Annotated in this window: 22 protein-coding genes; 19 read left to right on the plus strand and 3 right to left on the minus strand. The window is 70.9% G+C overall.

Annotated features, from left to right (window positions below):
- Together VKT83_14065 and VKT83_14070 are read left to right on the plus strand one after the other, a co-directional pair.
- Window positions 1-945, plus strand: a 945-nt coding sequence (locus tag VKT83_14065) for a threonine synthase (GenBank protein ID HLY23585.1), incomplete at its 5' end; no start/stop codon positions are given.
- 3 nt (window positions 946-948) lie between these two features.
- Window positions 949-2,412, plus strand: a complete 1,464-nt coding sequence (locus tag VKT83_14070; protein ID HLY23586.1) for an ATP-binding protein — start codon at window positions 949-951, stop codon at window positions 2,410-2,412.
- Here the strand turns inward: VKT83_14070 and VKT83_14075 are convergent.
- A complete protein-coding gene (locus VKT83_14075; protein HLY23587.1) occupies window positions 2,339-3,217 on the minus strand; it encodes an AEC family transporter in 879 nt (292 codons plus the stop codon). The two genes, VKT83_14070 and VKT83_14075, sit on opposite strands and share 74 nt — an antisense overlap.
- A 26-nt stretch (window positions 3,218-3,243) precedes the next feature.
- Window positions 3,244-3,681 (minus strand): VOC family protein, encoded by a 438-nt coding sequence (locus VKT83_14080; protein HLY23588.1) that lies wholly within the window; start codon window positions 3,679-3,681, stop codon window positions 3,244-3,246.
- Between the two features lie 76 nt (window positions 3,682-3,757).
- Between VKT83_14080 and VKT83_14085 the strand changes: the two genes are divergently transcribed.
- The 10 genes from VKT83_14085 to VKT83_14130 are packed head-to-tail and all read left to right on the plus strand — an operon-like array spanning window position 3,758 to window position 15,777.
- The gene (locus VKT83_14085) at window positions 3,758-4,180 is read left to right on the plus strand and encodes a cupin domain-containing protein (protein HLY23589.1); all 423 of its coding nucleotides are present in this window, start codon (window positions 3,758-3,760) and stop codon (window positions 4,178-4,180) included.
- 21 nt (window positions 4,181-4,201) lie between these two features.
- Window positions 4,202-4,609, plus strand: coding sequence for a cupin domain-containing protein (locus tag VKT83_14090; protein HLY23590.1), 408 nt, complete (start codon window positions 4,202-4,204; stop codon window positions 4,607-4,609).
- Window positions 4,610-6,415: a CocE/NonD family hydrolase gene (locus tag VKT83_14095; protein ID HLY23591.1), complete on the plus strand. Its 1,806-nt coding sequence runs from the start codon at window positions 4,610-4,612 to the stop codon at window positions 6,413-6,415. It begins immediately after the preceding gene.
- Between the two features lie 46 nt (window positions 6,416-6,461).
- Window positions 6,462-7,577, plus strand: a complete 1,116-nt coding sequence (locus tag VKT83_14100) for a kelch repeat-containing protein (protein ID HLY23592.1) — start codon at window positions 6,462-6,464, stop codon at window positions 7,575-7,577.
- 13 nt (window positions 7,578-7,590) lie between these two features.
- Window positions 7,591-9,612, plus strand: a complete 2,022-nt coding sequence (locus VKT83_14105; protein HLY23593.1) for a hydantoinase/oxoprolinase family protein — start codon at window positions 7,591-7,593, stop codon at window positions 9,610-9,612.
- Window positions 9,612-11,267 carry a hydantoinase B/oxoprolinase family protein gene (locus VKT83_14110; GenBank protein ID HLY23594.1) on the plus strand — a complete coding sequence of 552 codons (1,656 nt, stop codon included), beginning with the start codon at window positions 9,612-9,614 and terminating at the stop codon, window positions 11,265-11,267. Before VKT83_14105 ends, VKT83_14110 begins: the two co-directional genes overlap by 1 nt.
- On the plus strand, window positions 11,264-12,052 hold the full coding sequence (locus VKT83_14115; protein ID HLY23595.1) for an SDR family oxidoreductase: 789 nt from the start codon (window positions 11,264-11,266) through the stop codon (window positions 12,050-12,052). The genes VKT83_14110 and VKT83_14115 overlap by 4 nt, the downstream gene beginning before the upstream one ends.
- Window positions 12,053-12,054: 2 nt before the next feature.
- Window positions 12,055-12,936, plus strand: coding sequence for a xanthine dehydrogenase family protein subunit M (locus tag VKT83_14120; GenBank protein ID HLY23596.1), 882 nt, complete (start codon window positions 12,055-12,057; stop codon window positions 12,934-12,936).
- On the plus strand, window positions 12,933-13,442 hold the full coding sequence (locus VKT83_14125; GenBank protein ID HLY23597.1) for a (2Fe-2S)-binding protein: 510 nt from the start codon (window positions 12,933-12,935) through the stop codon (window positions 13,440-13,442). Before VKT83_14120 ends, VKT83_14125 begins: the two co-directional genes overlap by 4 nt.
- A complete protein-coding gene (locus VKT83_14130; GenBank protein HLY23598.1) occupies window positions 13,435-15,777 on the plus strand; it encodes a xanthine dehydrogenase family protein molybdopterin-binding subunit in 2,343 nt (780 codons plus the stop codon). The genes VKT83_14125 and VKT83_14130 overlap by 8 nt, the downstream gene beginning before the upstream one ends.
- Here the strand turns inward: VKT83_14130 and VKT83_14135 are convergent.
- A complete protein-coding gene (locus VKT83_14135) occupies window positions 15,761-16,435 on the minus strand; it encodes an urea carboxylase-associated family protein (GenBank protein HLY23599.1) in 675 nt (224 codons plus the stop codon). The genes VKT83_14130 and VKT83_14135 overlap by 17 nt on opposite strands.
- A 209-nt stretch (window positions 16,436-16,644) precedes the next feature.
- Here VKT83_14135 and VKT83_14140 point away from each other — a divergent pair, with 209 nt between their 5' ends.
- From VKT83_14140 to VKT83_14170, 7 genes are all read left to right on the plus strand, one after another.
- Window positions 16,645-17,769 carry a branched-chain amino acid ABC transporter substrate-binding protein gene (locus tag VKT83_14140; protein ID HLY23600.1) on the plus strand — a complete coding sequence of 375 codons (1,125 nt, stop codon included), beginning with the start codon at window positions 16,645-16,647 and terminating at the stop codon, window positions 17,767-17,769.
- Window positions 17,770-17,860: 91 nt separating this feature from the next.
- Window positions 17,861-18,760, plus strand: coding sequence for a branched-chain amino acid ABC transporter permease (locus VKT83_14145; protein ID HLY23601.1), 900 nt, complete (start codon window positions 17,861-17,863; stop codon window positions 18,758-18,760).
- Window positions 18,757-19,818, plus strand: coding sequence for a branched-chain amino acid ABC transporter permease (locus VKT83_14150; GenBank protein ID HLY23602.1), 1,062 nt, complete (start codon window positions 18,757-18,759; stop codon window positions 19,816-19,818). The genes VKT83_14145 and VKT83_14150 overlap by 4 nt, the downstream gene beginning before the upstream one ends.
- Complete coding sequence (locus VKT83_14155; GenBank protein HLY23603.1) at window positions 19,815-20,612, plus strand: ABC transporter ATP-binding protein; 798 nt, start codon at window positions 19,815-19,817, stop codon at window positions 20,610-20,612. The genes VKT83_14150 and VKT83_14155 overlap by 4 nt, the downstream gene beginning before the upstream one ends.
- On the plus strand, window positions 20,609-21,331 hold the full coding sequence (locus VKT83_14160; GenBank protein HLY23604.1) for an ABC transporter ATP-binding protein: 723 nt from the start codon (window positions 20,609-20,611) through the stop codon (window positions 21,329-21,331). The genes VKT83_14155 and VKT83_14160 overlap by 4 nt, the downstream gene beginning before the upstream one ends.
- Window positions 21,332-21,393: 62 nt before the next feature.
- Entirely contained in the window at window positions 21,394-22,230 is an 837-nt protein-coding gene (locus tag VKT83_14165) for an urea carboxylase-associated family protein (protein ID HLY23605.1), read from the plus strand.
- Between the two features lie 2 nt (window positions 22,231-22,232).
- The gene (locus VKT83_14170) at window positions 22,233-23,102 is read left to right on the plus strand and encodes an LLM class flavin-dependent oxidoreductase (GenBank protein ID HLY23606.1); all 870 of its coding nucleotides are present in this window, start codon (window positions 22,233-22,235) and stop codon (window positions 23,100-23,102) included.
- Window positions 23,103-23,141 lie beyond the last annotated feature (39 nt).

Raw genomic sequence — 23,141 nt, forward strand, 5'->3', positions numbered from 1 at the left:
CTGGTACTCACCAACGTGCTCTGCAAGGAAGAGGGTCTCAACCCGACCGGCTCCTTCAAAGCGCGCGGCCTTTCCGCGGCGATCAGCAAGGCCAGGGAGCTCGGGGTCAAGACGATCTCGATGCCGTCCGCCGGCAACGCGGCGTCCGCGGCCGCGGCCTACTGCGCCCGGGCCCACCTCGAGCTCTATCTCGTGATGCCGGTGGACGTCCCGCACACCAACAAGGCCGAGTGTGTGACGTACGGGGCGCACACCTACCTGATTCACGGGCTCATCACGGACGCCGGCGCGGCGCTGCGGAAGGCCGGGGCAAGCCGCGGCTGGTTCGATATGTCGACGCTCCGCGAGCCGTATCGCGCCGAGGGCAAGAAGACGCTCGGCTATGAATTGGCGGAGCAGCTCGATTGGACGCTGCCCGACGTGATCATCTACCCGACGGGCGGCGGGACCGGGATTGTGGGGATGTGGAAGGCGTTCGCGGAGATGGAGGCGCTCGGCTGGATCGGCTCCAAGCGGCCGCGGATGGTCGTCGTGCAGGCGGCCGGCTGCGCGCCCATGGTGCGGGCCTATCGGGAAGGCAAAGAGCAGGCGGAGCCGTGGCGCGACGCGCAGACGATCGCCGCGGGCCTGCGCGTGCCGCAGGCGATCGGCGACTACCTGATCCTGCGCGCCGTGCGCGAGAGCGGCGGAACCGCCTACAGCGTGACCGACGAATCGATTCTCGGCGATATGCAGGAGCTCGCCCGCGAGGACGGCCTGTTTGCGTGCCCGGAAGGCGCGGCCACCTACGGCGCGCTCAAGGCGATGGTGCGCGACGGACTTGTCCGCAAAGACGAACGGGTCGTGCTCTTCAATACCGGCGCGGGGCTCAAGTACGTCGACCTGATCCGGCCCGAGCTGCCGGAGTTCAAGCCCGCCGAGCCGCCGGCCGCGCTCAGCGCGTAGCGGATGTCTCAGCCGCGATTCCGCCGGAAAACGCGCCGGGCGTCGTCCGCGCGGGAGCGCGCCGCGGGATGGCGGGGACTGGCGCGCGCCGCCGAGTCGCTTGTCGTGCTGCGGGGCGTGCTCGACGATGCGGCGGGTCAGGCCTGGCGGGCCCTGGTCGCGGCGCTGGTCCGGGAGACTCCCGATGCGGAGCGGGCCGCGGCCGCGTACGCCCGGCTGTTCACGCTGCTGGCCGCGGAGACGGAGCTCGGCGCGGCGGCGCTCGTCGGCGACGCATGGCAGACGCATCTCGTCGGGCGGCTTCTCGACGACGACAACCCGTTCAGTCACAAGGCGGAACGCGCGCCGTGGAGCGCGCTCGGCCCCGCGCTGGTGGCGCAGGTGCGGACCGACCTCGCCGCGCTGGCGATCTGTCACCGCGACGGCGGGGCCGCGCTCTTCGAGGCCACATCACGTCTGACGGGACGGCCGGCGGTCGCGTGGGACGGCTTCCGGCCGCTCGACGGGGCCGCGGCGAATCCGGCGCGCCTCAGAATGATGCGCCGGCTGCACGCGGCGCGGGAGTGGCCGCCGCTCGCGCGCGAACTGGCCGCGTACTTCGCCTCGGAGGGCGTGGGGTTGTTCGGCCGGTACCGGGCGTTTCGCTGGGTGCGCGACGGCGGGGCGGGCCGCCTCGAAGGGGTGACCTCACCGGATCCCGTGCGGCTGGCCGATCTTGTCGATTACGAGTTGGAGCGCGAACCGGTCCTCGAGAACACGCGGCAGTTCGTCGCGGGCGGCCCCGCCAACAACGTGCTGCTGTACGGCGACCGGGGTACCGGCAAGTCCTCGACGATCAAGGCGCTGGCCAACGAATACGCGGGATCCGGCCTGCGGCTCGTCGAGGTGGCCAAGGATCACCTCGGCGACTATCCGCGCATCCTCGCGCTGCTGCGCGGCCGCCGCGAGCGGTTCATCCTGTTCGTCGACGATCTGTCGTTCGACGAGCACGAAACGCAGTACAAGGCGCTGAAGGCCGTCCTCGAAGGCGGCCTCGAGGCGCGGCCCGACAACGTCGTCTTGTACGCGACCAGCAACCGCCGGCGCCTCGTCGTGGAGCGGTTCTCCGACCGCCAGACGGACACGCTCGAAGACGAGGTGAATCCGCAGGAGGCCGCGGAGGAAAAACTATCGCTCGCGGACCGCTTCGGCATCCACGCGCCGTTCCTCGTCCCGGATCAGGACCGATACTTGAAAGTCGTGGACGGCTTGGCGGCGCAGTTCGGCCTGGAGGTGCCGCGCGAGGATCTCCACCGGCGCGCGCTCACGTGGGCCCAATGGCACAACGGGCGCTCGTGCCGGGCGGCCCGCCAGTTCGTCGACGCGCTGCGCGGGGAAGCCGTCGTGCGGGGCGCTAGCGAAGCAGGGTCAAGAGAACCGCGACCGGGAGCGGGCTCGCGAGCGTCGTCACGATCACGGCGCCGCTGACGAGCGCCGGCGCGGCCCCGAACTCCGACGCCCAGATCGCGGCCGTCACCGCGGTCGGCAGGCTCGACTGCAGGATGCTGGTCTGCCGCGCGACACCCTCGAGCCCCACCCACGGCGCGGTCACCCACGCCAGGACCGGCGCGGCGCCGAGGCGGATGACCGTCGCCACGGTGATCGCCGGCCACTCGCCGTGGGGACGGACCTGCGCCAGCTGCACGCCGATCAGCAGCAGCATCACCGCGACCGCCCCGTTTGCGAGCAGTTCGGCCGCCTTGGCGACGGGCGCCGGCGGAACGATCCCGAGGACGTCGAGCGCGAGACCGACGGCCACCGCGTAGGTCACCGGCAGCCGCGCGAGCGTCCGGAGCGCGCGCCGCGCGCCGGAATCGGCCTGCGCGGCGAGGTAGGCGGCGAGCATGTTCACGATCACGGCCTGCACGGCGAAAAACGCGAGCGCCGCGGCGAGCCCCCTGGTACCCCAGGCGAACAGCGCGAGGGGCAGGCCCGCGTTGCCGGCGTTGCTGAACAGCGTCGCGAGCATGAGGCCGGTGCGCCGCGTGCGGTCCCAGCCGCACGCCGCCGCCACCGCCGCGGTGATTGCCCCGATCAGCACCAGCTGCAGGATGAGGTAGATGGTCATCCGCGCCAGCACGCTGTGATCGCCGATCCCGGTCGTGACGGCGTAGAAGGAGATCGCCGGCACGAGCACCGCGACGGACACGGCCGTGAGCGGCTGCGCCTCGACGACGCGGGCGCGGCCGAGCGCGTATCCCGCGGCGCCGATCAGCAGCACCGGCCCGATCACGTTGCTGAAGACCGTGAGGAGACCGGTCAGCTCCGGACCACCTGAACGAGCTCGATGAGCGTGGCGCCGTCCCGCGGATCCAGGAATACGCCGAACGCCCCGCCCGGATCGCGGCGCGGGCGGTCTTCGAGCGTGCGCAATCCCGCCGCGGCGAGCTCCGCGACGGCGCCGTTGATGTCGGCGACCTCGAAGGCGACGTGATGAGGGCCTTCCCCGCGGTCGCGCAGCGCCGCGGCCCAGATCGTTCCATCCGTGAGCGGCTGGATGAGGTGCAGGAGGGTATCGCCGGCGCCGAGCAGCGCCACCGTGGCCTCGCCGCGGTAGTCCTCGACGCCGAGCACGTCGAGGCCGAGACCCGCGCGGTACGTCTCCGCGGCCGCCTGGGCGTCGCGGACGATGATGCCGACGTGATGAATACGCAGCGCTTCCGGCACGCCTGCCGCTTCGTGTCCGTGCCGCGGCATCTCCTGCCCCTGCAGGGAGGCCCGCCGCGGGCTGTCGAAATGCTTTGCTCCTCGACGTTCACGCGCGGAGGATCCCATGGCAGAGTACGCGATCGTCGATTCGGAGAAGATCGATTCGGACGTCACCTACGAGCCGCCGCTCGTCATCGCATTCGGTGTGGACAAGCACAGCGTGGGCTCCCGCACGATCACGATGGGGCGGACGCGCATTCCGCCGGGCGGCCGCAACCAGGCACACTACCACACCTGCGAGGCATCGTTCTTCATCCGCAAAGGGCGCCTGCGCATCTTCATGGGCGAGCACCGCAAGGAGTACGTCGTCACGGAAAACCAGTTCGTCTACATTCCGGCCGGGGTCATCCACGGGCTGCAGAACCTGAGCGACACGGAAACGGCCGAGCTGATCTTCACGTACGGCAACTGCCCGAGCAAGGACGACGCCGGCACGTTTTTCGTGGAAAAGCCCTGGACCGCCGCGTCGCCGAACAGCGCGCGGTAGCGCCGGGAACGGGGGACAAGGATGCCGTTTCACAAGTGGGACACGCTGCCCGACGAGGTCATCTCGCCGCATTACTCCACCGCCACCGGCGGCACCGTCACCGGTTCGATCATCGAGGTCGGGCGGTACCGGATGGCCGGCGGAACCGGCGCCGAGCCGCACAAACATCCGAACGAGCAGATCATCTATCTCCTCCGGGGGAAGCTGCGGGCCCGCGTCGGCGATGAGGAACGGACCGTCGAGGCGGGCGAAGTCATCCACGTGCCGCCGAACGTGGTGCACGAGGTCCGCGCGCTCGAAGACAGCGTGTTTCTGAGCAGCAAAAACCTCGTGGACGGCAAGGGCAGCAGCGGCTGGTCGGCCGCTGCGCGCGTGGACGAGCCACGCGCAACCATGTCATCCAAGCGCGTGGACGAGCCGCGCCCGTAGATGAGCGACTCCACGGAACAGCCCTGGCGCATCGACCGGACCGGCGGCATGGTGATCGAATGGGACGCCGGCATTCGGATGGATGACGGCATTGTGCTGCGCGCCGACATCTTTCGCCCGGACGGCGAGGGGCGCCATCCGATCCTGCTCACCTACGGGCCGTATGCCAAAGGGCTGCCCTTCCAGCAGGGCTATCCCGACCAGTGGAACCGGATGGCGGAGCAGCATCCCGACGTGTCGCGCGGCTCGTCATGCCGCTACCAGAGCTGGGAGACGCCCGACCCCGAGAAGTGGGTGCCGGACGGGTATGTCTGCGTGCGGGTCGATTCGCGCGGCGCGGGCCGCTCCCCGGGCTTCCTCGATCCATTCTGCCCGCGCGAGACGCGCGACCTCTACGAGTGCATCGAATGGGCGGGCGCCAGGCCCTGGAGCAACGGCCGGGTCGGGCTCGCCGGTATTTCGTATTACGCGATCAACCAGTGGCACGTCGCCGCGCTGCAGCCGCCCCACCTCGCCGCGATCTGTCCGTGGGAGGGCGCGGCGGATTGGTACCGCGACATGACCCGCCACGGCGGCATCGTCTGCGATTTCTGGGGCAACTGGATGAAGAAGCAGGTCGTCACCGTACAGCACGGTGTGGGCGATCGCGGCCCGGTCAACCCCAACACCGGACAGCCGGTCGCCGGTCCCGAGACGCTGTCCGACGAGACGCTTGCGGCGAACCGCGCCGACCTTCGCGGCGCGGTGCTGGCGCGGCCGCTCGACGGGCCGTATTATCGGGAGCGCTCTCCCGACTGGTCGCGGGTGCGGGTGCCGCTCCTCTCCGCCGCCAACTGGGGCGGCCAGGGGCTGCACCCGCGCGGCAACTTCGAAGGTTTCATGCGCGCCGCGTCCACGGAGAAATGGCTCGAAGTCCACGGCCTCGAACACTGGACGCACTTCTATACCGACTACGGGCGGACGCTGCAGCGGCGCTTCTTCGACCATTACCTCAAGGGCGTCTCGAACGGCTGGGAAGACCAGCCGCGCGTGCTGCTGCAAATTCGCCACCCGGACCGGTTTGAGGAACGGGCGGAAGACGCGTGGCCGCTCCCGCGCACGCAGTGGAGGCGGTGGTACTTGGACGCCGGCCGACCCTGGGCCCACGGCGTGAGCCAAAGCGCTCCGGGCAACCATGAAATTAACGCCGGCACCCTGTCGACGGAGCCCGTCTCGGCCGCGGCGAACGCCGTCTACGAAGCCGCCGGCTCGGGCGCCACCTTTACCACGCCGCCGCTCGCGGACGCGACCGAATTCACCGGCCCCGCGGCGGCGAAGATTTTTCTCTCGTCGAGCACGAGCGATACCGACGTGTTTGCCGTCCTGAGGGCGTTCGATCCCGCGGGCCGCGAGATCGACTTCCAGGGGGCGCTCGATCCGCACACGCCGATCGCGAACGGATGGCTGCGCGCCTCGCACCGCCGGCTCGATCCGGGCCTGTCGACGCCGTGGCGTCCATATCACACGCACGACCATGCCGAGCCGCTGCTCCCCGGCCGGGTCTACGAGCTCGACATCGAGCTCTGGCCGACGTCGATCGTAGTGCCGGCGGGCGGCCGCCTCTCGATCACGATCCTCGGCCGCGACTTCGAACGGCCGGGACCGGCCCAGGAAATCCGATCCTTCGTGACGCCGTTCCGTGGCTCGGGGCCGTTCGTCCACGCCGATCCCGACGACCGGCCGGCGTCGGTGTTCGGCGGCCGGAACACGCTGCACACCGGAGGGGCCCACGGGTCGTTCGTGCTGCTGCCGGTGATCCCGCGCTGATCGCGCCGTCGGCGTGAGGGCGGGCGGCAACTTCGGGGGGTGGGCGATGCGGAGACGCACGTTGCTCGCGTCGGCAATGGGGGCGCTCGGGGCCGGCGCCGTCGAACGCGCTGGGCCGGGACGGTGGGGAGCAGGGGTGGGGCCCGGGTCGGTGGCGCTCGCGCAGGGCACCGGGACGCCGCAGGGCCGATGGGTCGCCCTGGCGCCGTTTCCGGAGCCGACGCCGGAGCTGGCCGGCGGGGCCCTCAACGGCAAGCTGTACGCGATCCAGGGGCAGCGGCCGGGGTTCGTTCCGGCCGGACTCGTCTACGAGTACGATCCGGCCGGCAACGCGTGGGCCAAGAAGAAGCCGATGCCGCGCGCGCTGCACCACGGCGCGATGGTGGCCTTCAACGGCCGGATATTCATTTTCGGCGGGTTTGTGCTGCCGCAGGCCGGGCCGCCCGGATGGGTGGCGGTCAACGATGTGTGGGAATACGATCCGGGCTCGGACGCGTGGCGGGCCCGCGCGCCGATGCCGACCGCGCGCGGCGGGGCCGGCGCCACGCTGGCCAACGGGCGCATTTACGTCGTCGGCGGCGCGGGCGCGCTGCCGAACTCCCGCGACCAGGCGATCCGTCCCGGCAGCCCGCAGCGCTCGCTCGCCGTGGTGGAGGAGTACGATCCGGTAGCCAACCGCTGGCGGGCCCGCGCGCCGATGCCGATCGCCCGCAACCATCTCGCGGTCGAAAGCGTCGGCGGCAGAGTCTACGCCATCGGGGGGCGGCTGGGCGGCGCGTTTATCATCGCGATGCCGGGCAACGTCGATCTTACCCTCGAGTACGATCCCTTGACGGACGTCTGGCTGACCCGGGCCGCCATGCCGACGGCGCGCAGCGGCCTCAACTCCGCCGCCCTCGGCGGGCGCATCTACGTTGCCGGCGGCGAGCTGCAGACGTATCAGTACCTCGCCGCGTACCGGGCGTTCGAGGCCTACGATCCGGCGGCCAACGTCTGGTACCAGTTGCCCTCGCTCTTGATTCCGCGGCACGAGGCCGCGATGGCGGCGGTCGGCAACCAGATCCACATCCTGGGCGGGGACGTGCAGTCCGCGATCGTGCCGCTGCCGGCGGGGCTCAACTTCACGACGGCCGGGCACGAGGCGTTCGAGGTGAGCGCGTAATCGGCCGGGGACCTTGCCGGACGGTGTAGGCGCGGGCGTCGACGTCGGGGTCGACGTCGGGGGCACGTTCACCGACGTGGTCGCGCGGCCGGCCTCCGGCGGGCCGCTGCGCTTCTGCAAGGTGCCGAGCACCGGCGACCCGTCGCGCGCGCTCGGCGAAGGCCTGCGCCGCGTCTGCGCGGAGGGCGAGCGCGTCTCGCGCCTCACCTACGGCACGACCGCGGTCACCAACGCGGTGCTCGAGGGGCGAGGGGCGCGCATCGCGCTCGTGACGACCGAGGGGTTCCGCGACGTCCTCGAGATCGGCCGGCAGCAGCGCGACCATCTTTACCGGCTCGACGTCCCCGGACGGACGCCCCCCGCGGTGCCGCGCGCGCTGCGCTTCGAGGTGGCGGAACGGCTGGATCACCGCGGGCAGGAGCTCGTGCCGCTCGACGAGGCCGGTGTGCTGCGTCTCGCCGGTACCTTGCGGGAGGCGAGCGTGGAGGCCGTCGCGGTCAGCTTTCTCCACGCCTACGCGAACCCGGCGCACGAACGGCGGGCGGGGGCGCTCCTCTCCGGGGTCCTTCCGCACGTGTGTCTCTCCTCCGACGTCAATCCCGAGTTCCGCGAGTACGAGCGCACGCACACGACGTGCGTGAACGCGCAGTTGATTCCGCTGGCGGACCGGTTCCTGGCTGACCTCGAATCCGGTCTCGCCTTGCGCGGGCTGCGCGGCGCGCTGCGCCTGATGCAGTCGAGCGGCGGGATGGCCGCGCCGGGCCAGACGCGCCGCGTTCCGCTCGCGCTGCTGCTCTCCGGTCCGGCGGGCGGAGTGGCGGCGGCCCGCGCCGTCGCCGGCACGGCCGGCATCGGCGACGCGGTCGCGCTCGACATGGGCGGCACCTCGACCGACGTCTGCCTGATTCACGGCGGCCAGGTGGAGACGCTCACCGAGCGCCGTGTGCTGGGCCAGCCCGTGCGCCTCCGGTCGCTCGCGGTGGAAAGCATCGGCGCGGGCGGCGGGTCCGTTGCGTGGGTCGACGAGGGCGGCGCGCTTCGGATCGGACCGCGGAGCGCCGGCGCGGAACCCGGTCCGGCCTGCTACGGGCGGGGCGGCGAGGAACCGACGGTCACGGACGCCTACGCGGTGCTCGGTTATCTCGACCCCGACGCCGGGGTGGGCGGGCTCCGCCTCGACCCGGCCCTGGCCTGGCGCGCGATCGAGCCGCTGGCGCATCGTTTCACCATGTCTGTGCCGGACGCGGCCGCCGGCATCCTCGAGATCGCCAACGCGGCCATGACGCGCGCGCTGCGCATGGTGTCGGTCGAGCGGGGCGCCGACCCGCGCGGCCTCGCCCTGATCGCCTACGGCGGCGCCGGTCCGGTCCACGCCGGCCGGCTCATTCAGATCGCCGGCATGCCGCGGGCGCTCGTGCCGCCGTGCTCGAGCGGGTTCTCGGCGTACGGCTGTCTCGTCGCCGACCTCCGGTACGACGCGGTGCGCACGGTGCGCTTCGATCTCGGCGCCGCGGGGCCCGACACGTGGGAGGCGCCGTTCGCGCGGATGGAGGCGGACCTGCTGGCGCGGCTCGCCGAAGACGGCGTGGAAGCCGGCCGCGTGGTTTTGGAGCGCACAATGGATCTGCGGTACCGCGGTCAGAACTACGAGCTCGAAGTCGGCGTCGCGCCCGGGCTGGACGCCCCCGCGATCCGGCGGCGCTTCACGGAGCGGCACCGGCGGCGGTACGACTACGAGACCGGCGAGCCCGTGGAATGCGTGAACCTCAGGGTGAGCGCGGTGGTGCCGTCGCACAGCGTCGCGCCGCCCGCGGCGGCCGAGGGTCCGTCGCGGGGCGGCCGCGTCGAGCGGCGGGTCTTCTTCTACGGGCACGGATGGGTCTCGACGCCGGTCTATGCGCGGGAGGCGATCGGTCCGGAAGCCCAGGTGGCCGGGCCGGCCGTCCTGCAAGACGCGTGGTCGACGATCGTGGTGCAGCCCGCGCAGGCGCTGCGGTGCGATGCCGCGGGTCTTCTGTGGATCGAGGCGGCCTGATGCGCGGACGGCCGATCGATCCCGTCACGCTCGAGGTCGTGCGGCACGCGGTCTTCTCCGTCGCCGAGGAGATGCGCGCCGTGCTGATGCGCTCGGCCCGGTCCCCGGTTCTCAAGGAGGCGGGCGACCTCTCCTGCGCGCTCACCGATGCCCGGGGGCAGCTCGTGGCCCAGGGCCGCGACATCCCCATCCACCTCGGGGTGATGGCGTTTACCGTGACGGAGTTCCTACGGCGGGTGCCGGCGGCCTCGCTCCGCGAGGGCGACGTGTACTTCACGAACGACCCGGAGGTCGGCGGCAACCACCTGCCGGACGTGAAGGCGATCACGCCCGTCTTCCACGAAGGCCGGGCGGTCGCGTTCGCCGTCAACCTCGCCCACTGGCCGGACGTCGGCGGCGCGCGGCGCGGCAGCTACGTCGCGACGGCGCGAGACCGGTACGCGGAAGGCCTGTGCATTCCGCCCGTGCCGTTGTTCGCCGCCGGCGCGCCCAACGAGGCGATGCTGGAGATGGTGCTGTCGAACGTGCGGGGGCGGGAGGAGCGGCGGGGCGACATCCTCGCCCAATGCGCCGCCAACGCCGTGGCGGCGCAGCATCTGCGGGAGATCTTCGAGCGCTTCGGCGCGGAGACGGTGGACGGGTGCCTCGCGCGCATGCTCGACGAGTCCGAGCACCTGATGCGCCGCGCGATCGCGTCGCTGCCCGCGGGCGAGTATTCGGGCGAGGATTGGCTGGACGGCGACGGCATCGACGAGCGTCCCGTCCGCATCGCCGTGCGCGTCCGGCCCGCCGGCGACCGCCTCGACGTCGACTTCGACGGCACCGCGCCGGAGACGGCGGGCCCGCTCAACGCCACGCGCTTCGTGACGGCGTCGGCGGTGTTCTACGCCGTGCGGGCGCTCTTGGGCCCGGAGATACCCGCGAACGCGGGCTGCTACCGGCCGATTCAGCTGCGCGTTCCCGGCGGCACCGTATTGAACCCGGGGCCCGAGGCGCCCAGGGTGGGCGGCAACCACGAGACATCCCAGCGCGTCGTCGACGCGATCTTCCGCGCGCTTGCGCCGGTGCTGCCGGACCGGATCGTCGCCGGCGGCCCCGGGACCTCCGGCCTCGTGATGTTTGCCGGACGCCACGAGGACGGCCGCCCATTCGTGTTGTACGAGGTGCACGGCGGCGGCGAGGGCGCCGGCCGGAGGCGGGACGGCACGAACGCGGTGCGGGTGCACATGAGCAACGTGATGAACACACCGGTCGAGGTGATCGAAAGCGAATATCCGCTGCGCGTGGAGCGCTGCGCCCTGCGGCCGGACAGCGGCGGGCCGGGCCGCCACCGCGGCGGGCTCGGCCTCTGCCGGTCCTACCGCGTGCTGTGCGGGCAGGCGGAGCTGTCCACGATGATCGAGCGCGCGCGCGTGCGGCCGTGGGGCGTCTTCGGCGGCGGGGACGGCGCGCCGTTTCGCGTCACCTGCGAGCGCGACGGCGAGCGGATCCCCGTGGGCAGCAAGGAGAACCGGGACGTCCGTGCCGGCGACCTGATCGTGCTGGAGAGCTCCGGCGGCGGCGGATACGGTCCCGCGGAGGAGCGCCCCGTGGAGCTGCGGCGGGCGGATCGCGCGAATGGGTACGTGACCAACGGGGAGGGGGACGAGGCGTGAGGCTGCGGGATCGCGTGGCGGTCGTCACCGGCGCGGCGAAGGGCATGGGGGATGCGATCTGCGAGGCGCTCGCGCGCGAGGGCGCGTCCGTCGTGGCCGCCGCGCGAGACGCGGGGCCGCTCGCGGCCCTCGTGGAGCGGCTCGCGCGCGTCGAGGGAGCGGGGCCGCGCCATCTGGCCGTGCCCACCGACGTGACGCGGGAGGACCAGGTGGCCGCGCTCGCGGAGCGGACGCGGAAGGAGTTCGGACGCGCCGACATCCTCGTCAACGCCGCGGGCACGATCGGGCCGATCGAGACGCCGCTGCACAAGATCCCGCCCGAGGAATGGGACCGCGTGCTCGCCGTCAATGTGCGCGGGGTGTTTCTCTGCTGCCGCGCGTTCGTGCCGTCGATGATCGAGCGGAAGTACGGCAAGATCATCAACATCGCCGGCACGTCCGGGCTCCGCGGCTACCGCTACCGCGCCGCGTACTCGTCCTCGAAGTGGGCGGTCCGCGGGCTGACGCGCACGCTGGCCCTGGAGGTCGGCCCCTACAACGTCAACGTGAACGCGATCTTCCCGGGCGTGGTCGAGGGCGACCGCATGCAGACGATCATCGCGGAGAAGGCGCGGGTGCGGGGTACGACGCCGAAGGCCGTCTTCGACGAGTACGTTTCGGAGATGGCGATGCGCCGCTTCACCGCGGAGACCGACATCGCGAACGCCGTGGTGTTTCTCGCCTCGGACGACAGCCGGCAGATCGCCGGCCACGAGATCGTCGTCGACGGCGGCTGGGACGTCTAGGGATGCCCGCGGCCCCGTTTGACTATCACGCGCCCGCGACCGTGGCGGAGGCGCTCGCGACGCTCAACGCGCTCGGCGACGACGCGAAGGTCCTCGCCGGCGGACAGAGCCTCGTGCCGATGCTGACGCTGCGGCTCGTGCGGCCCGCCGCCGTCGTGGACATCCACGGGCTGGACGAGCTGCGCGGCGTCCGCCGCGACGGGGACACGCTCGAGATCGGCGCGCTCGTCCGTCACCGCGCGCTCGAGCTCGGCGAGGGGCCGCTCGGTTCGTGTCCGCTGCTCCAGGAAGCCGCCGGGCTGATCGGCAACGTGCGCGTCCGGGCGATGGGCACGATCGGCGGCAGCCTGGCGCACGCGGATCCCGCGGCGGAATGGCCCGCGGTCGTCCGCGCGCTCGACGGCGTCCTCGTCGCGCGCGGCCCCGGGGGCGAGCGCGCGATTCCGGCGGCGGAGTTCTTCACCGGCCTGCTCTCGACGTCGCTCCGGCCGGGCGAGCTGCTCGCGGCGGTCCGGCTCCCGCTTCCGGCCGGGCGCGCGGGCTACGCGGTGGAAGAGTTCACCCGCCGCGCCGGGGACTTCGCCGTCGTGGCGGCGATGGCCGCGGTCGAACTGGACGGCGGGGGCCGCGCCTCGCGCGTGCGGGTCGCCGTCGCCGGCGCGGGACCCGCGCCGGTCAGACTTGCGGCGGTCGAGAAGGCGCTCGCCGGCGTCGAGCCCTCGGAGCAGGCGTTCCGGCAGGCCGTCGCCGATCACAAACTCGAGATCGAGCCCGACGGCGACGTGCACGCCTCCGCCGACTACCGCCGGCATCTCACCCGCGTGCTGACCGTGCGGGCGTTGGTGCGCGCGGCCGCGCGCGCGGCGAAGGGAGCGCGGGCATGACGGAGTTGACCATCGCGTTCACGCTGAACGGGGAGCGGCGCGAGGTCCGCGTCGCCGCCCACGAGACGCTGCTCGCGCTGCTGCGGGACGGTCTCGGCGCGATCGAGGTCAAGGACGGCTGCGGGGAGGGCGTCTGCGGCACCTGCACGGTGCTGCTCGACGGCGAGCCGGTGAGCAGCTGCCTGCTGCTCGCCGTCCGCGCCGCCGGACGCCAAGTGACCACCGTGCGCGGTCTCGCGCCGGTCGGGAGCCTGAGCCCGCTGCAGGAGGCGTTCGTGGCCCACGGCGCGGCGCAGTGCGGATTCTGCACGCCGGGGATGCTCCTCACCGCGCACGCGTTCTTGCAACAGCATCCGCGGCCGACGCGCGACGACATCCGCCGTGCGATTTCAGGGAACCTCTGCCGGTGCACCGGCTACGCCAAGATCATCGACGCGATCGAAGCCGCGTCGGCGGGCGCGGCGCCGCCGAGTCCGTCCAGCGCGGGGCCGGCCCGCCGTGGCTAAGTCTCCGGCCCGCGGGGGTTCGGTCGCGGTCCGTCCGGCGGAGGAACTCCGGGTCGTCGGCCGCCCGATCGCGCGCCACGACGCGCGCGACAAGGTGCAGGCGGCGACGCTTTACGCGGCCGACTGGCAGATGCCCGGCATGCTGCACGGCGTGGTGCTGCGGTCGGTGTATCCGTCCGCGCGGATCCGGCGCCTCGACACCGCGCGCGCGGCCGCGCTGCCGGGCGTCGCCGCGGTACTGACGGCCCGCGACGTGCCGCACAACACGCTGTGGACGGACGTGCCCGGTCAGACGAGCCAGGTCGGCGCGCTCCGCGCCCGGATCCAGGTGCTCGCCGACCGCATGGTCCGGTACCAGGGCGAGCCGGTGGCGCTCGTCGCGGCCGAGACGCTCGAAGCGGCGCACGCGGCCCTCGAGGCGATCGAGGTCGAGTACGAACCGGCGGCCGGCGTTTTCGATCCGGAGGAGGCCCTCCGCCCCGGCGCCCCGCGCGTGCACGAGGAAGGCAATCTGCTCGCGCGGTGGCACGTGCGGTGCGGCGACGCGGACGCAGCGCTCGAGCGGGCCGACGCCGTCGTCGAGCATACCTACCGCTGTCAGTTCATCGATCACGCCTACCTCGAGCCCGAATGCGGCGTGGCGTGGGTCGACGCCGACGGCGTCGTGACGATCCGGGTCGCCACGCAGGTGATCGAGCACTTCCGCGACGTCGCCGAGGTCCTGGGGCTGCCCCACAACCGGGTGCGCGTCATCGGCACGTACGTCGGCGGCGGCTTCGGCGGCAAGGAGGACGTGACGGTCGAGGTTTTCCTCGGCCTGCTCGCGTCGCGGACGCGGCGGCCGGTTCGCATGATCTGGTCCCGCCAGGAGTCGCTGCTGGCCCGCCCCAAGCGGCATCCGTTCCTGCTCCACTACAGGACGGGAGCGTCGCGCGACGGCACGCTCGTGGCGCAGAAGGTCGAGCTGCTCGCGGATTCGGGCGCCTACGCGTACCTCAGCGCGCTCGTGTTGATGTACGCGACGGTCACCGCGGCGGGCCCGTACCGCATTCCGAACGCGACAATCGACGCGCGCGTCGTCTACACGAACAACCCGCCGACGAGCGCGATGCGGGGCTTCGGCGGCATGCAAATGGTGCTCGGCTACGAGTCGCAGATGGACGGCCTCGCGCGCCGCCTGGAGCTGGATCCCGTCGCGATCCGCGTCCGCAACGCGCTGCGCAAGGGTGACCGGCTGCCGGTCGGCCAGGAGCTCGAGACACACGTCGGGGTGGCGGAGGCCGCGCAGCGCGCGTGGGCCGCGCTCGGACCGCGGCGCGCTCCGTCGGCGCCGGCCCGGCGCGCCGGCCGCGGGCTGGCCTGCAACATCCAGCCCTACGGACGGATCGTCTGGCTCCACGACTGGGCCAGCGCGTGGGTCGGCTTCGAGATGGACGGGACCCTGGTCGTCCGCAGCGGCGTGCCGGATGTCGGCGGCGGCCAGGCGTCGTCGCTGTGCCAGATCGCGGCCGAGGTCCTCGGCGTCGCCGTGGAACGCGTCGCCGTGCACATCGGCGACAGCGCCCTCACGCCGCTCGCCGGCACGACGACGGCGACCCGCCAGCTCTACATGTCCGGGAACGCCGTGCTGCAGGCGGCGGCCGGCCTGCGGGCGCAGGTCCTGCCCGTCGCCGCGCAGATGCTGGAGACGCCGCTCGACCGGGTGACGCTGCGCGACGGCGGAGCCGCCGGCGCGTCGGGCCGCCGCCTCGAGTGGGCCGCGGTGCTGAAAGAATGCGCGCGCCTCGGCGTCTCCCGCAGCTATCTCGGTGTGTATCACGCCCCCGCGGGCGATCCGGTCGACCTCGATCGCGGGGGCGGGCGCATCTTTCCCGACTACACCTTCGGCGCGCACGCCGTGGAGGTGGAAGTCGACACCGAGACCGGGGCCGTCGCCGTCGTGCGGCACGTGGCGTGCCACGACGTCGGACGCGCCATCAATCCGCAGAGCGTAGAGGGCCAGATCCAGGGCGGCGCCGTGATGGGGCTCGGCTACGGCCTCATGGAAGAGGTCGTGCTCGACCGCGGCGTCAACCTGTCCACCAACCTGGCCAGTTACCTGATCCCGACCTCGCTCGACGTCCCGGACGTGGAGCCGCTCCTGCTGGAGTCGCATGAGGGCAAGGGCCCGTTCGGCGCGCGCGGCATCGGCGAACCGCCCATCGGGCCGCCCGCCGCGGCGATCGCAAACGCCGTGGAGGACGCGATCGGCGTCCGTATCACCGAGCTGCCGATCACGCCGGAGCGGGTGGCGCGGGCGCTCGGATTGCTGGGAGCCCCTAGGACCGGGCCTTGACCGAGGACTGAACCGGCGCGCCCTTGCCTGTCGGCTCCACCTCGTATACCACGACCTGGAGGGTCGTGGGCTTGAAGGCGTTGCAGGGGTTGCGTTCTTGGGGACAGTTGGAGATCGCGATCAACAGGTCGATGTCCGCGCGCAGGTCCAGGTAGTCTCCGGGCTTCGACTTGGGCTCCTGGATCCCGGTGCGGCCGTCCTGGGCCACCGGCGTATTCATGAAGACGTTGAACGAGTAGGGGATCTCGGTGAGCGGGATGCCGTAGGGCCGCAGCGCCCGCTCGAAGTTGTTGCGGCAGTTGGGCGTGCCGCGCACGCCGTACCGGAACGAGTTCGTGTACTCGCTGCACGACCCGCTGATGATGTCGTGCACCCCGCAGGTGTCGGCGGTGATCGTCATCAGCTGCGTCGCCTTGGTGGAGTAGAGGTGATGTCCTTTGGTCAGGAAGAGTGTGCCGTTGAGGAGCTGCGTGTTCTCGGGCGAGAGCTTATCGACGTAGTCGTTCAGGTTGAAGCAGATGAAGTCGGCCACCTGCTGGCCTTCGAGGTCCACGATCCGGCAGATTTGGCCGGCCTTGATTGTGAACGCCGTGCCGCCGCGGGGCGGAATGGTCTCTTCCCAGGCCAGCAGGGACGGGCTGATTCCGGGATGCTCCATGGGTCCCACCTCCAAAGACGCGTCGATTCGGCCGTGCGCCGGGGCGCCGCCGGCCCGAAACCGTAGGGCCCCGTTCTGCGTAGACCGGATAGCGCCCGACCCGGACCAATAACCTTCTGGCGGGGAGGATTTGCGACCTGCCTCCGGAGAAGCCGAGGGGCGCGCGGCGCAGTTCGTGCGCCGATCACCGTGGGGAGGGGTGGACGAGCATGCGGAACAGGTTAGCGATCGGCTTGTTGCTCGTGTTCCTGGTGTCCGTCATGGTTCCCGGCGCCGGCGCTCAGACGGGCACGATCAAGATCGGGGTCCCGGTCCCGCTGTCCGGCGGGAACGCCAAGATGGGCACCGACATCGTCCAGGCGGCCACGATGGCCGCGGACGAACAAAACGCGAAGGGCGGCGTCCTCGGGCGCAAGCTCGAGATCGTCTCATTCGACGACGCGTGCGACGCGCAGCAGGCCGTGACCGCCGCGCACAAGCTCGTCGACGCCGGCGTGGTCGCGGTGGCGGGCGGCTACTGCTCGTCGGCCGCGATTCCGGCGAGCGCGGTGTACCACGACTCGGGCGTCGCGTTCGTGGCGGACGCGTCGAGCAACCCCAAGCTGACGGACCAGGGGTTCGAGAACGTGTTCCGGGTCATCGGCCGCGACGACCAGCAGGGCCCCTACGCGGCCAGCTTCATGACCAAGAATCTCCACGCCAAGAAGGTCGCGATCATCCACGACAACACGCTGTATGCCAAGGGGCTGGCCACGGCGACCCAGGATGCCCTCAAGAAGATGATGGGCGTGCAGGTGGTCTTCTTCGACGCGATCACGCCGGGCGAGAAAGACTTCTCGGCGGCGCTGACCAAGGTGAAGAGCCTCAACCCGGACGTGACATACTTCACCGGCTACTACCCGGAGGGCGGTCTCGTCTGCAAGCAGTTCAAGGACCTGGGCGTTTCCGGGAAGCTGATGGCGGGCGACGCCAACAACGACCCGACGTACATCAAGGAGTGCGGTGCGGCCTCCACGGGAGTCTACGTCACGTCGACCCCGCTGCCCCAGGATCAGGCGACCGCCAAGTCGTTCATTACCCGGTACACGGCCCGGTGGAAGCAGGATCCGGGTCCGTACTCCGCTCTCGAGTATGACTCCGTCGGCGTGGTGATCAACGCGATGCAGCGCGCGAAGAGCGCGGACCGGGCGGCGATCATCAAGTCCCTCCATCAGACCGACGCCTTCTCCGGCGCGACCGGCAAGATCACCTTCGATCAGAAGGGCGACCGGAAGCAGGTGCTCTACATCACGTACATGATTAAGGGCGACAAGTTCGTGCCCACCGGAATGTGAGGTCTCCGTAGTGCTGCGGGGCCGCCCCCGACATGGGGCGGCCCCGTTTGCGCTCCGCGGCCCGCGGCAAGCGGGACCACCGTCCTAATCCATGGAGATCGCCCTCCAGCAGCTGGTCAACGGGCTGACGGTCGGGGCGTTCTACGCCCTGATCGCGCTGGGCTACACCATGGTGTACGGCATCATCCGCCTCATCAACTTCGCGCACGGCGACATCTACGCGGTCGGGGCGTTCTTCGGCCTCTCGACGTACGGGCTCCTGGCGCTCCTGCACGTCGACAACACGATCCTGACCACGCTGCTCGCCTTGATCGTGTCGATGGGCTGCACGGGCCTCCTCGGGATGCTGCTCTTCCGCGTGGCCTACCGGCCCCTGCTGCACGCGCGCCTCTCGATCCTCATCTCGGCGATCGGCGCGTCGCTCACGCTGGAGTACGGCCTCCTGCTGATCTACAGCCCGTCGTTTCTGGTCTATCCGCACCTGTTCGGCCGCAACGGGCCGTCGTTCGGCGGCATCAGCATCTCATGGCTGCAGGTCCTGATCTTCGTGTCGAGCATCGTGCTGATGGCCGGGCTGTACACCATGGTGCATCGCACGAAGACCGGGATGGCGATGCGGGCGCTCGCGATCAACCAGGACGCCGCCCGTCTGATGGGGATCAACGTCAACCGGGTCATCGGTTTGACGTTCTTCATGGGGTCCGCGCTGGCGTCGTTCGCCGGGGTCCTGACCGGTCTGTACTACTCCCAGATCTCCTTCCTGATGGGCTTTCTGATCGGGCTCAAAGCCTTTACAGCCGCCGTGCTCGGCGGCATCGGCAACATTCCCGGCGCGGTGCTCGGCGGGTTTCTGCTCGGGATCATGGAAAGTCTGGCCGCCGGCTACTACTCCAGCCGCTGGAAGGACGTCGTCGCCTTCGGCATTTTGATTGTCATCTTGGTGGTGCGTCCCCGGGGACTCCTCGGCGAGCGCGTGGTCGAACGGATGTGAAGACCCGTTCCGTCGCCCTGGCCCGCCCCGCGCAGACGGGGTCCCGGCCGCTGTATCTGGCCGGGCTGACCGCGGCGGCCGTCGTGGCCGCGATCGCGCTGCCCGCGTTCGGCGACGCCTATCTGATCGACGTCGGCACGCTGGTGCTCGTCTACGTCATGCTCGGACTCGGCCTCAACATCGTCGTCGGGTTTGCCGGCCTGCTGGACCTCGGCTACGCGGCGTTCTTCGCGATCGGCGCCTACACGACCGCGTACTTCATGGTCAACACGCACATGTCGTTCTGGCTGACCCTGCCGATCGCCGCCTGCTTCACCGGGGTCTCCGGCGTCATCATCGGCGCGCCCACGCTCAGAATGCGCAGCGACTATCTGGCGATCGTCACCCTCGGCTTCGGGGAGATCGTCCGCATCGCCGCCACGAACTTCACGTTTACCGGCGGGCCGGAGGGCATCTACGGCATCCCCCACGCGGCGCTGGGCGCCCTCGTCATCCGGACGCCCCGGGCGCTGTACTTTCTCGGCATGGCGTTCGCGCTCGTCGTCCTCGTCGGCGGTTACAACCTGTCGACGTCGCGGCTGGGCCGTGCCTGGCTCGCCATCCGGGAAGACGAGTCCGCCGCCCAGGCGACCGGCATCAACACCGTCTACTTCAAGCTGCTGGCCTACGTCCTCGGGGCCGTCTTCGCCGGCGCGGCCGGTTCGTTCTTCGCCGTGAAACTCACGGCGATCAACCCGTCGAGCTTCACGTTCATTCAATCCGTGACGATCCTCATGGCCATCATCCTCGGCGGCCGCGGGAGCCTGCCGGGGGTGATCCTGGGCGCCGCGGTGATCGTCGTGCTGCCGGAAGTGCTGCGCGCGTTCGACCAGGTCCGCATGCTCGCGTTTGGGATCGGGCTCATCGCGATGATGCTGCTGCGGCCCCAGGGACTGTGGCCCAGCCGGTACGGCCGGATCGAGGCGCGCGAAGTCGCGGAGTCGGAGGCGGAGGCCGCGGCCGGCGTCGCCGCCGGCGCCGCGGTCGTGGACTCGGCGGCGCCCGGGGCGTCCTCATGAGCGCGTCCCCGGCGGCCGTCGTGACCGGCGCGATTTTGGCCGTCGACCATCTCACGATGCGGTTCGGCGGCCTGGTCGCCGTCTCGGACGTCTCGTTTGCCGTGAAGCCCCGGGAGATTCTGAGCATCATCGGTCCCAACGGCGCCGGGAAGACGACCGTGTTCAACTGCATCACGGGCTTCCTGCGCCCGACGTCGGGCCGCATCACGTTCGAGGGCAAGGACCTCACCGGGCTGCGCCCCGACCTCGTGGTCAGGCACGGGATCGCCCGCACGTTTCAGATGATCCGCCTGTTCCCCGATCTCGGCGTGGATGAGAACGTGATGATCGGCCTCCACGGCCGCATCCGCGCCGGCACGCTCGACTCGCTGCTGCACACCCCGCTGCACCGTCGGGAGGAGGCGTGGGTGCGCGACGAGACGCGCAAGGGCCTGGCGTTCGTCGCCCTGGAGGCTCACGCGCGCCGGCAGGCGCGCGAGCTGGCCTACGGCAACCAACGCCGTCTCGAGATTGCCCGGGCGCTCGCCACGGGGCCGCGTCTCCTGATCCTGGACGAGCCGGCGAGCGGCATGAACCCCGCGGAAAAGGCCGGGCTCGTCCGGCTCGTCGGGCAGATCCGCGACTCCGGGGTGACCGTGCTGCTGATCGAGCACGACATGAGCGTCGTCATGGGCATCAGCGACCGGATCATCGTGCTGGACCACGGCGTCCAGATCGCGGAGGGCGTCCCGGACGAGATCCAGCGGGACCCGAAGGTGATCGAAGCCTACCTCGGCCGGGAGGACGCGGAGTGAGCCTGCTCGAGGTGCGGGATCTCGTCACCGCGTACGGCAGCATCGAGGCGCTGCACGGGCCGTCCTTCCATGTCGAGGAGGGCGAGATCGTGGCGCTCCTCGGGGCCAACGGCGCGGGTAAGACGACCGCGCTGCGCACGATCTCGGGCCTCTTGCGCCCGCGCTCGGGCGAGGTGCGCTTCGCGGGGCGGCGGATCGACACGCAGCCGGCGCACGAGATCGTGCGAGCGGGCCTGACGCAGGTGCCGGAGGGACGCTGGATCTTCACCCTGATGACCGTCGAAGAGAATTTGCGGCTGGGCGCCTACGTTGAATCCGGCGTCCCGCGGGCCGGTCTCGACCGCGTCTATGCTTTGTTCCCGCGCCTCGCGGAGCGGCGCACCCAGCTCGCCGGTACCTTGTCCGGCGGCGAGCAGCAGATGCTGGCGATGGCGCGCGCGCTCATGACGAGGCCGCGTATGCTCCTGCTGGACGAGCCGTCGATGGGCTTGGCGCCCGTGCTGGTCCATCTCATCTTTCAGAAGATCGGCGAGATCAACCGCGAGGGAACGACGGTCCTCCTCGTGGAGCAGAACGCCAACGCCGCGCTGCGCCTCGCCAAGCGGGCGTACGTGTTGGAAAACGGCCGCGTGGCTCTCGAGGGGCCGGCCGCGGAGCTGGCGCGCAACGAGGCGGTCCGCCGCGCCTACCTTGGCATCGGCAGCCGGCCGACCGCCTGACGGCGGACTGTCCGGCCACCATGAAATTAAAGCGGACCGGCGGCTGATTGCGGAGGTCTTCGATGCCCGAACCCCCAGCACTGTACGATCGCGGTCCCGGTACGCCGCTCGACGTCGACCGGGCCTTCTACGGACGGCTGGCCCAGGAGGTGGGGAGCCGCACCCAGGTCGAGCGGTTCGTTATTCCGATCCGGTCGGGCCGGGCGTGGACCGTGCCGGCGGGCCACCTCTGCCGGATGGTCACCGCCGACGGGCCGCAGGTCGGCGACTTCAACGCCTGGAACCTGCATAACCCCCGCGAGCGCTTCTGGGCGTCGCGCACCCGGCAGCTGTACGGCACGCACGTGACGACGTTCGACCGGCTCTGGTCGTGCCTGCCGTACCTCCGGCCGATGTTGACGATCACCGCGGACACCATCAACTACGGGTTCGACGAGGACGGGGCCGGCTGCCACGACCTGCTGGGCACGCGCTGCGATCCGTACGTGCACAAGATGCTGAACGGCGAGGAGTTCGACCTGACGTGCCACTCGAACCTGACCCGCGCGGTCGCGCCGTACCATCTCACGGAGCTCGACGTGCACGACGTCCTCAACGTATTCATGGTCACCGGCCTGCGGAAGGACGGCCGCTACTTCGCGAAGGCGTGCCCCGCGAAGAAGGGCGACTACTTCGAGTTCTTCGCGGAGATGGATCTTTTGTGCGCGATGTCGACCTGTCCCGGCGGCGACATCTCCAAGCCGATCTTCGGGCCGCATCGCGTCGATCCGCTGTCGGTGTGCCGTCCGCTCACCGTCGAGGTGTCGCGTCCCGCGCCGCAGCTGCTCGAGGGATGGACGCCGCGTCCACCGGCCGACTACCGGGGAGGGCACGGGTTGCGTTCGCCCGAATCGGCTTAAGCATGACCCGTCCCAGGATGCGTTTCGGCATCTGCACGGATCAGAATCTGCCTTGGCCCACGCTCGTCGAGCGGTGGCAGTACTTCGAGCGCCTCGGCTTCGACAGCGTCTGGGACTGCGACCACCTGAACCAGCCGAGCAACCCGACAGGACCATACTATGAGGGATGGACGCTGCTTGCCGCCCTGGCGGCGCGCACGGAGCGGATCCGCCTCGGGGTCCTCGTGAGCTGCAACACGTTCCGCCATCCCGGCGTACTCGCCCAAGAGGCGGTCACGGTTGACCACATCTCGAACGGCCGCCTCGAGCTCGGCTTCGGGGCCGGGTGGTTCGTTGCCGAGCATGAGCGGTTCGGCATACCCTTTCCGTCGGGCGGCGAGCTGGCTGGGCGGTTCCGTGAGGCGGTCCAGGTGCTCGACAGCCTCTTGCGCAACGAGACGACGACCTTCGCCGGCAAATACTATCAGCTTCAGGGAGCTTATGTGCGGCCGCGCCCCGTGCAGACGCCGCGCCCGCCGCTCACGCTGGGGGCCCACGGCCCGCGCATGCTTCGCGTCTGCGCCGAGTACGCCGACGGCTGGAACTCGTTCGGGACGGTGGAGGAGATTCGCGAGCGCAACCGGATTCTGGACGAGCACTGCGCGGCGATCGGACGGGATCCCAAGACGATCTGGCGGTCGCTGTACGGCTGGGCAAGTCACATGGCGAGTCAGGGGCTGCCCGATCCGTGGGCGAGCGTGTCGGCGTTTCGGGACGTCGTCGGCCGGTACAGCGCGGCCGGAATTAACGAGTTCATCATCGACCAGCCGCGCCCGGAGCAGTTCGCGGTCCTTGAGCGGGTCGCGACCGACGTGATTCCCGAGCTGCGCTAGGCGAAGAGCCACAGCGACATCCTCGTCACGTGGCACGCC

The organism is bacterium (assembly GCA_035308905.1).
Taxonomy (GTDB): Bacteria; Sysuimicrobiota; Sysuimicrobiia; order Sysuimicrobiales; family Segetimicrobiaceae; genus DASSJF01.

Coding starts and splice junctions, on each gene's coding strand:
- VKT83_14070 (HLY23586.1), top strand. CDS start 949: ATGTCTCAGCCGCGATTCCGCCGGAAAACGCGCCGGGCGTCGTCCGCG.
- VKT83_14080 (HLY23588.1), bottom strand. CDS start 3,681: ATGCCGCGGCACGGACACGAAGCGGCAGGCGTGCCGGAAGCGCTGCGT.
- VKT83_14085 (HLY23589.1), top strand. CDS start 3,758: ATGGCAGAGTACGCGATCGTCGATTCGGAGAAGATCGATTCGGACGTC.
- VKT83_14090 (HLY23590.1), top strand. CDS start 4,202: ATGCCGTTTCACAAGTGGGACACGCTGCCCGACGAGGTCATCTCGCCG.
- VKT83_14095 (HLY23591.1), top strand. CDS start 4,610: ATGAGCGACTCCACGGAACAGCCCTGGCGCATCGACCGGACCGGCGGC.
- VKT83_14100 (HLY23592.1), top strand. CDS start 6,462: ATGCGGAGACGCACGTTGCTCGCGTCGGCAATGGGGGCGCTCGGGGCC.
- VKT83_14110 (HLY23594.1), top strand. CDS start 9,612: ATGCGCGGACGGCCGATCGATCCCGTCACGCTCGAGGTCGTGCGGCAC.
- VKT83_14120 (HLY23596.1), top strand. CDS start 12,055: ATGCCCGCGGCCCCGTTTGACTATCACGCGCCCGCGACCGTGGCGGAG.
- VKT83_14125 (HLY23597.1), top strand. CDS start 12,933: ATGACGGAGTTGACCATCGCGTTCACGCTGAACGGGGAGCGGCGCGAG.
- VKT83_14135 (HLY23599.1), bottom strand. CDS start 16,435: ATGGAGCATCCCGGAATCAGCCCGTCCCTGCTGGCCTGGGAAGAGACC.
- VKT83_14140 (HLY23600.1), top strand. CDS start 16,645: ATGCGGAACAGGTTAGCGATCGGCTTGTTGCTCGTGTTCCTGGTGTCC.
- VKT83_14145 (HLY23601.1), top strand. CDS start 17,861: ATGGAGATCGCCCTCCAGCAGCTGGTCAACGGGCTGACGGTCGGGGCG.
- VKT83_14155 (HLY23603.1), top strand. CDS start 19,815: ATGAGCGCGTCCCCGGCGGCCGTCGTGACCGGCGCGATTTTGGCCGTC.
- VKT83_14165 (HLY23605.1), top strand. CDS start 21,394: ATGCCCGAACCCCCAGCACTGTACGATCGCGGTCCCGGTACGCCGCTC.
- VKT83_14170 (HLY23606.1), top strand. CDS start 22,233: ATGACCCGTCCCAGGATGCGTTTCGGCATCTGCACGGATCAGAATCTG.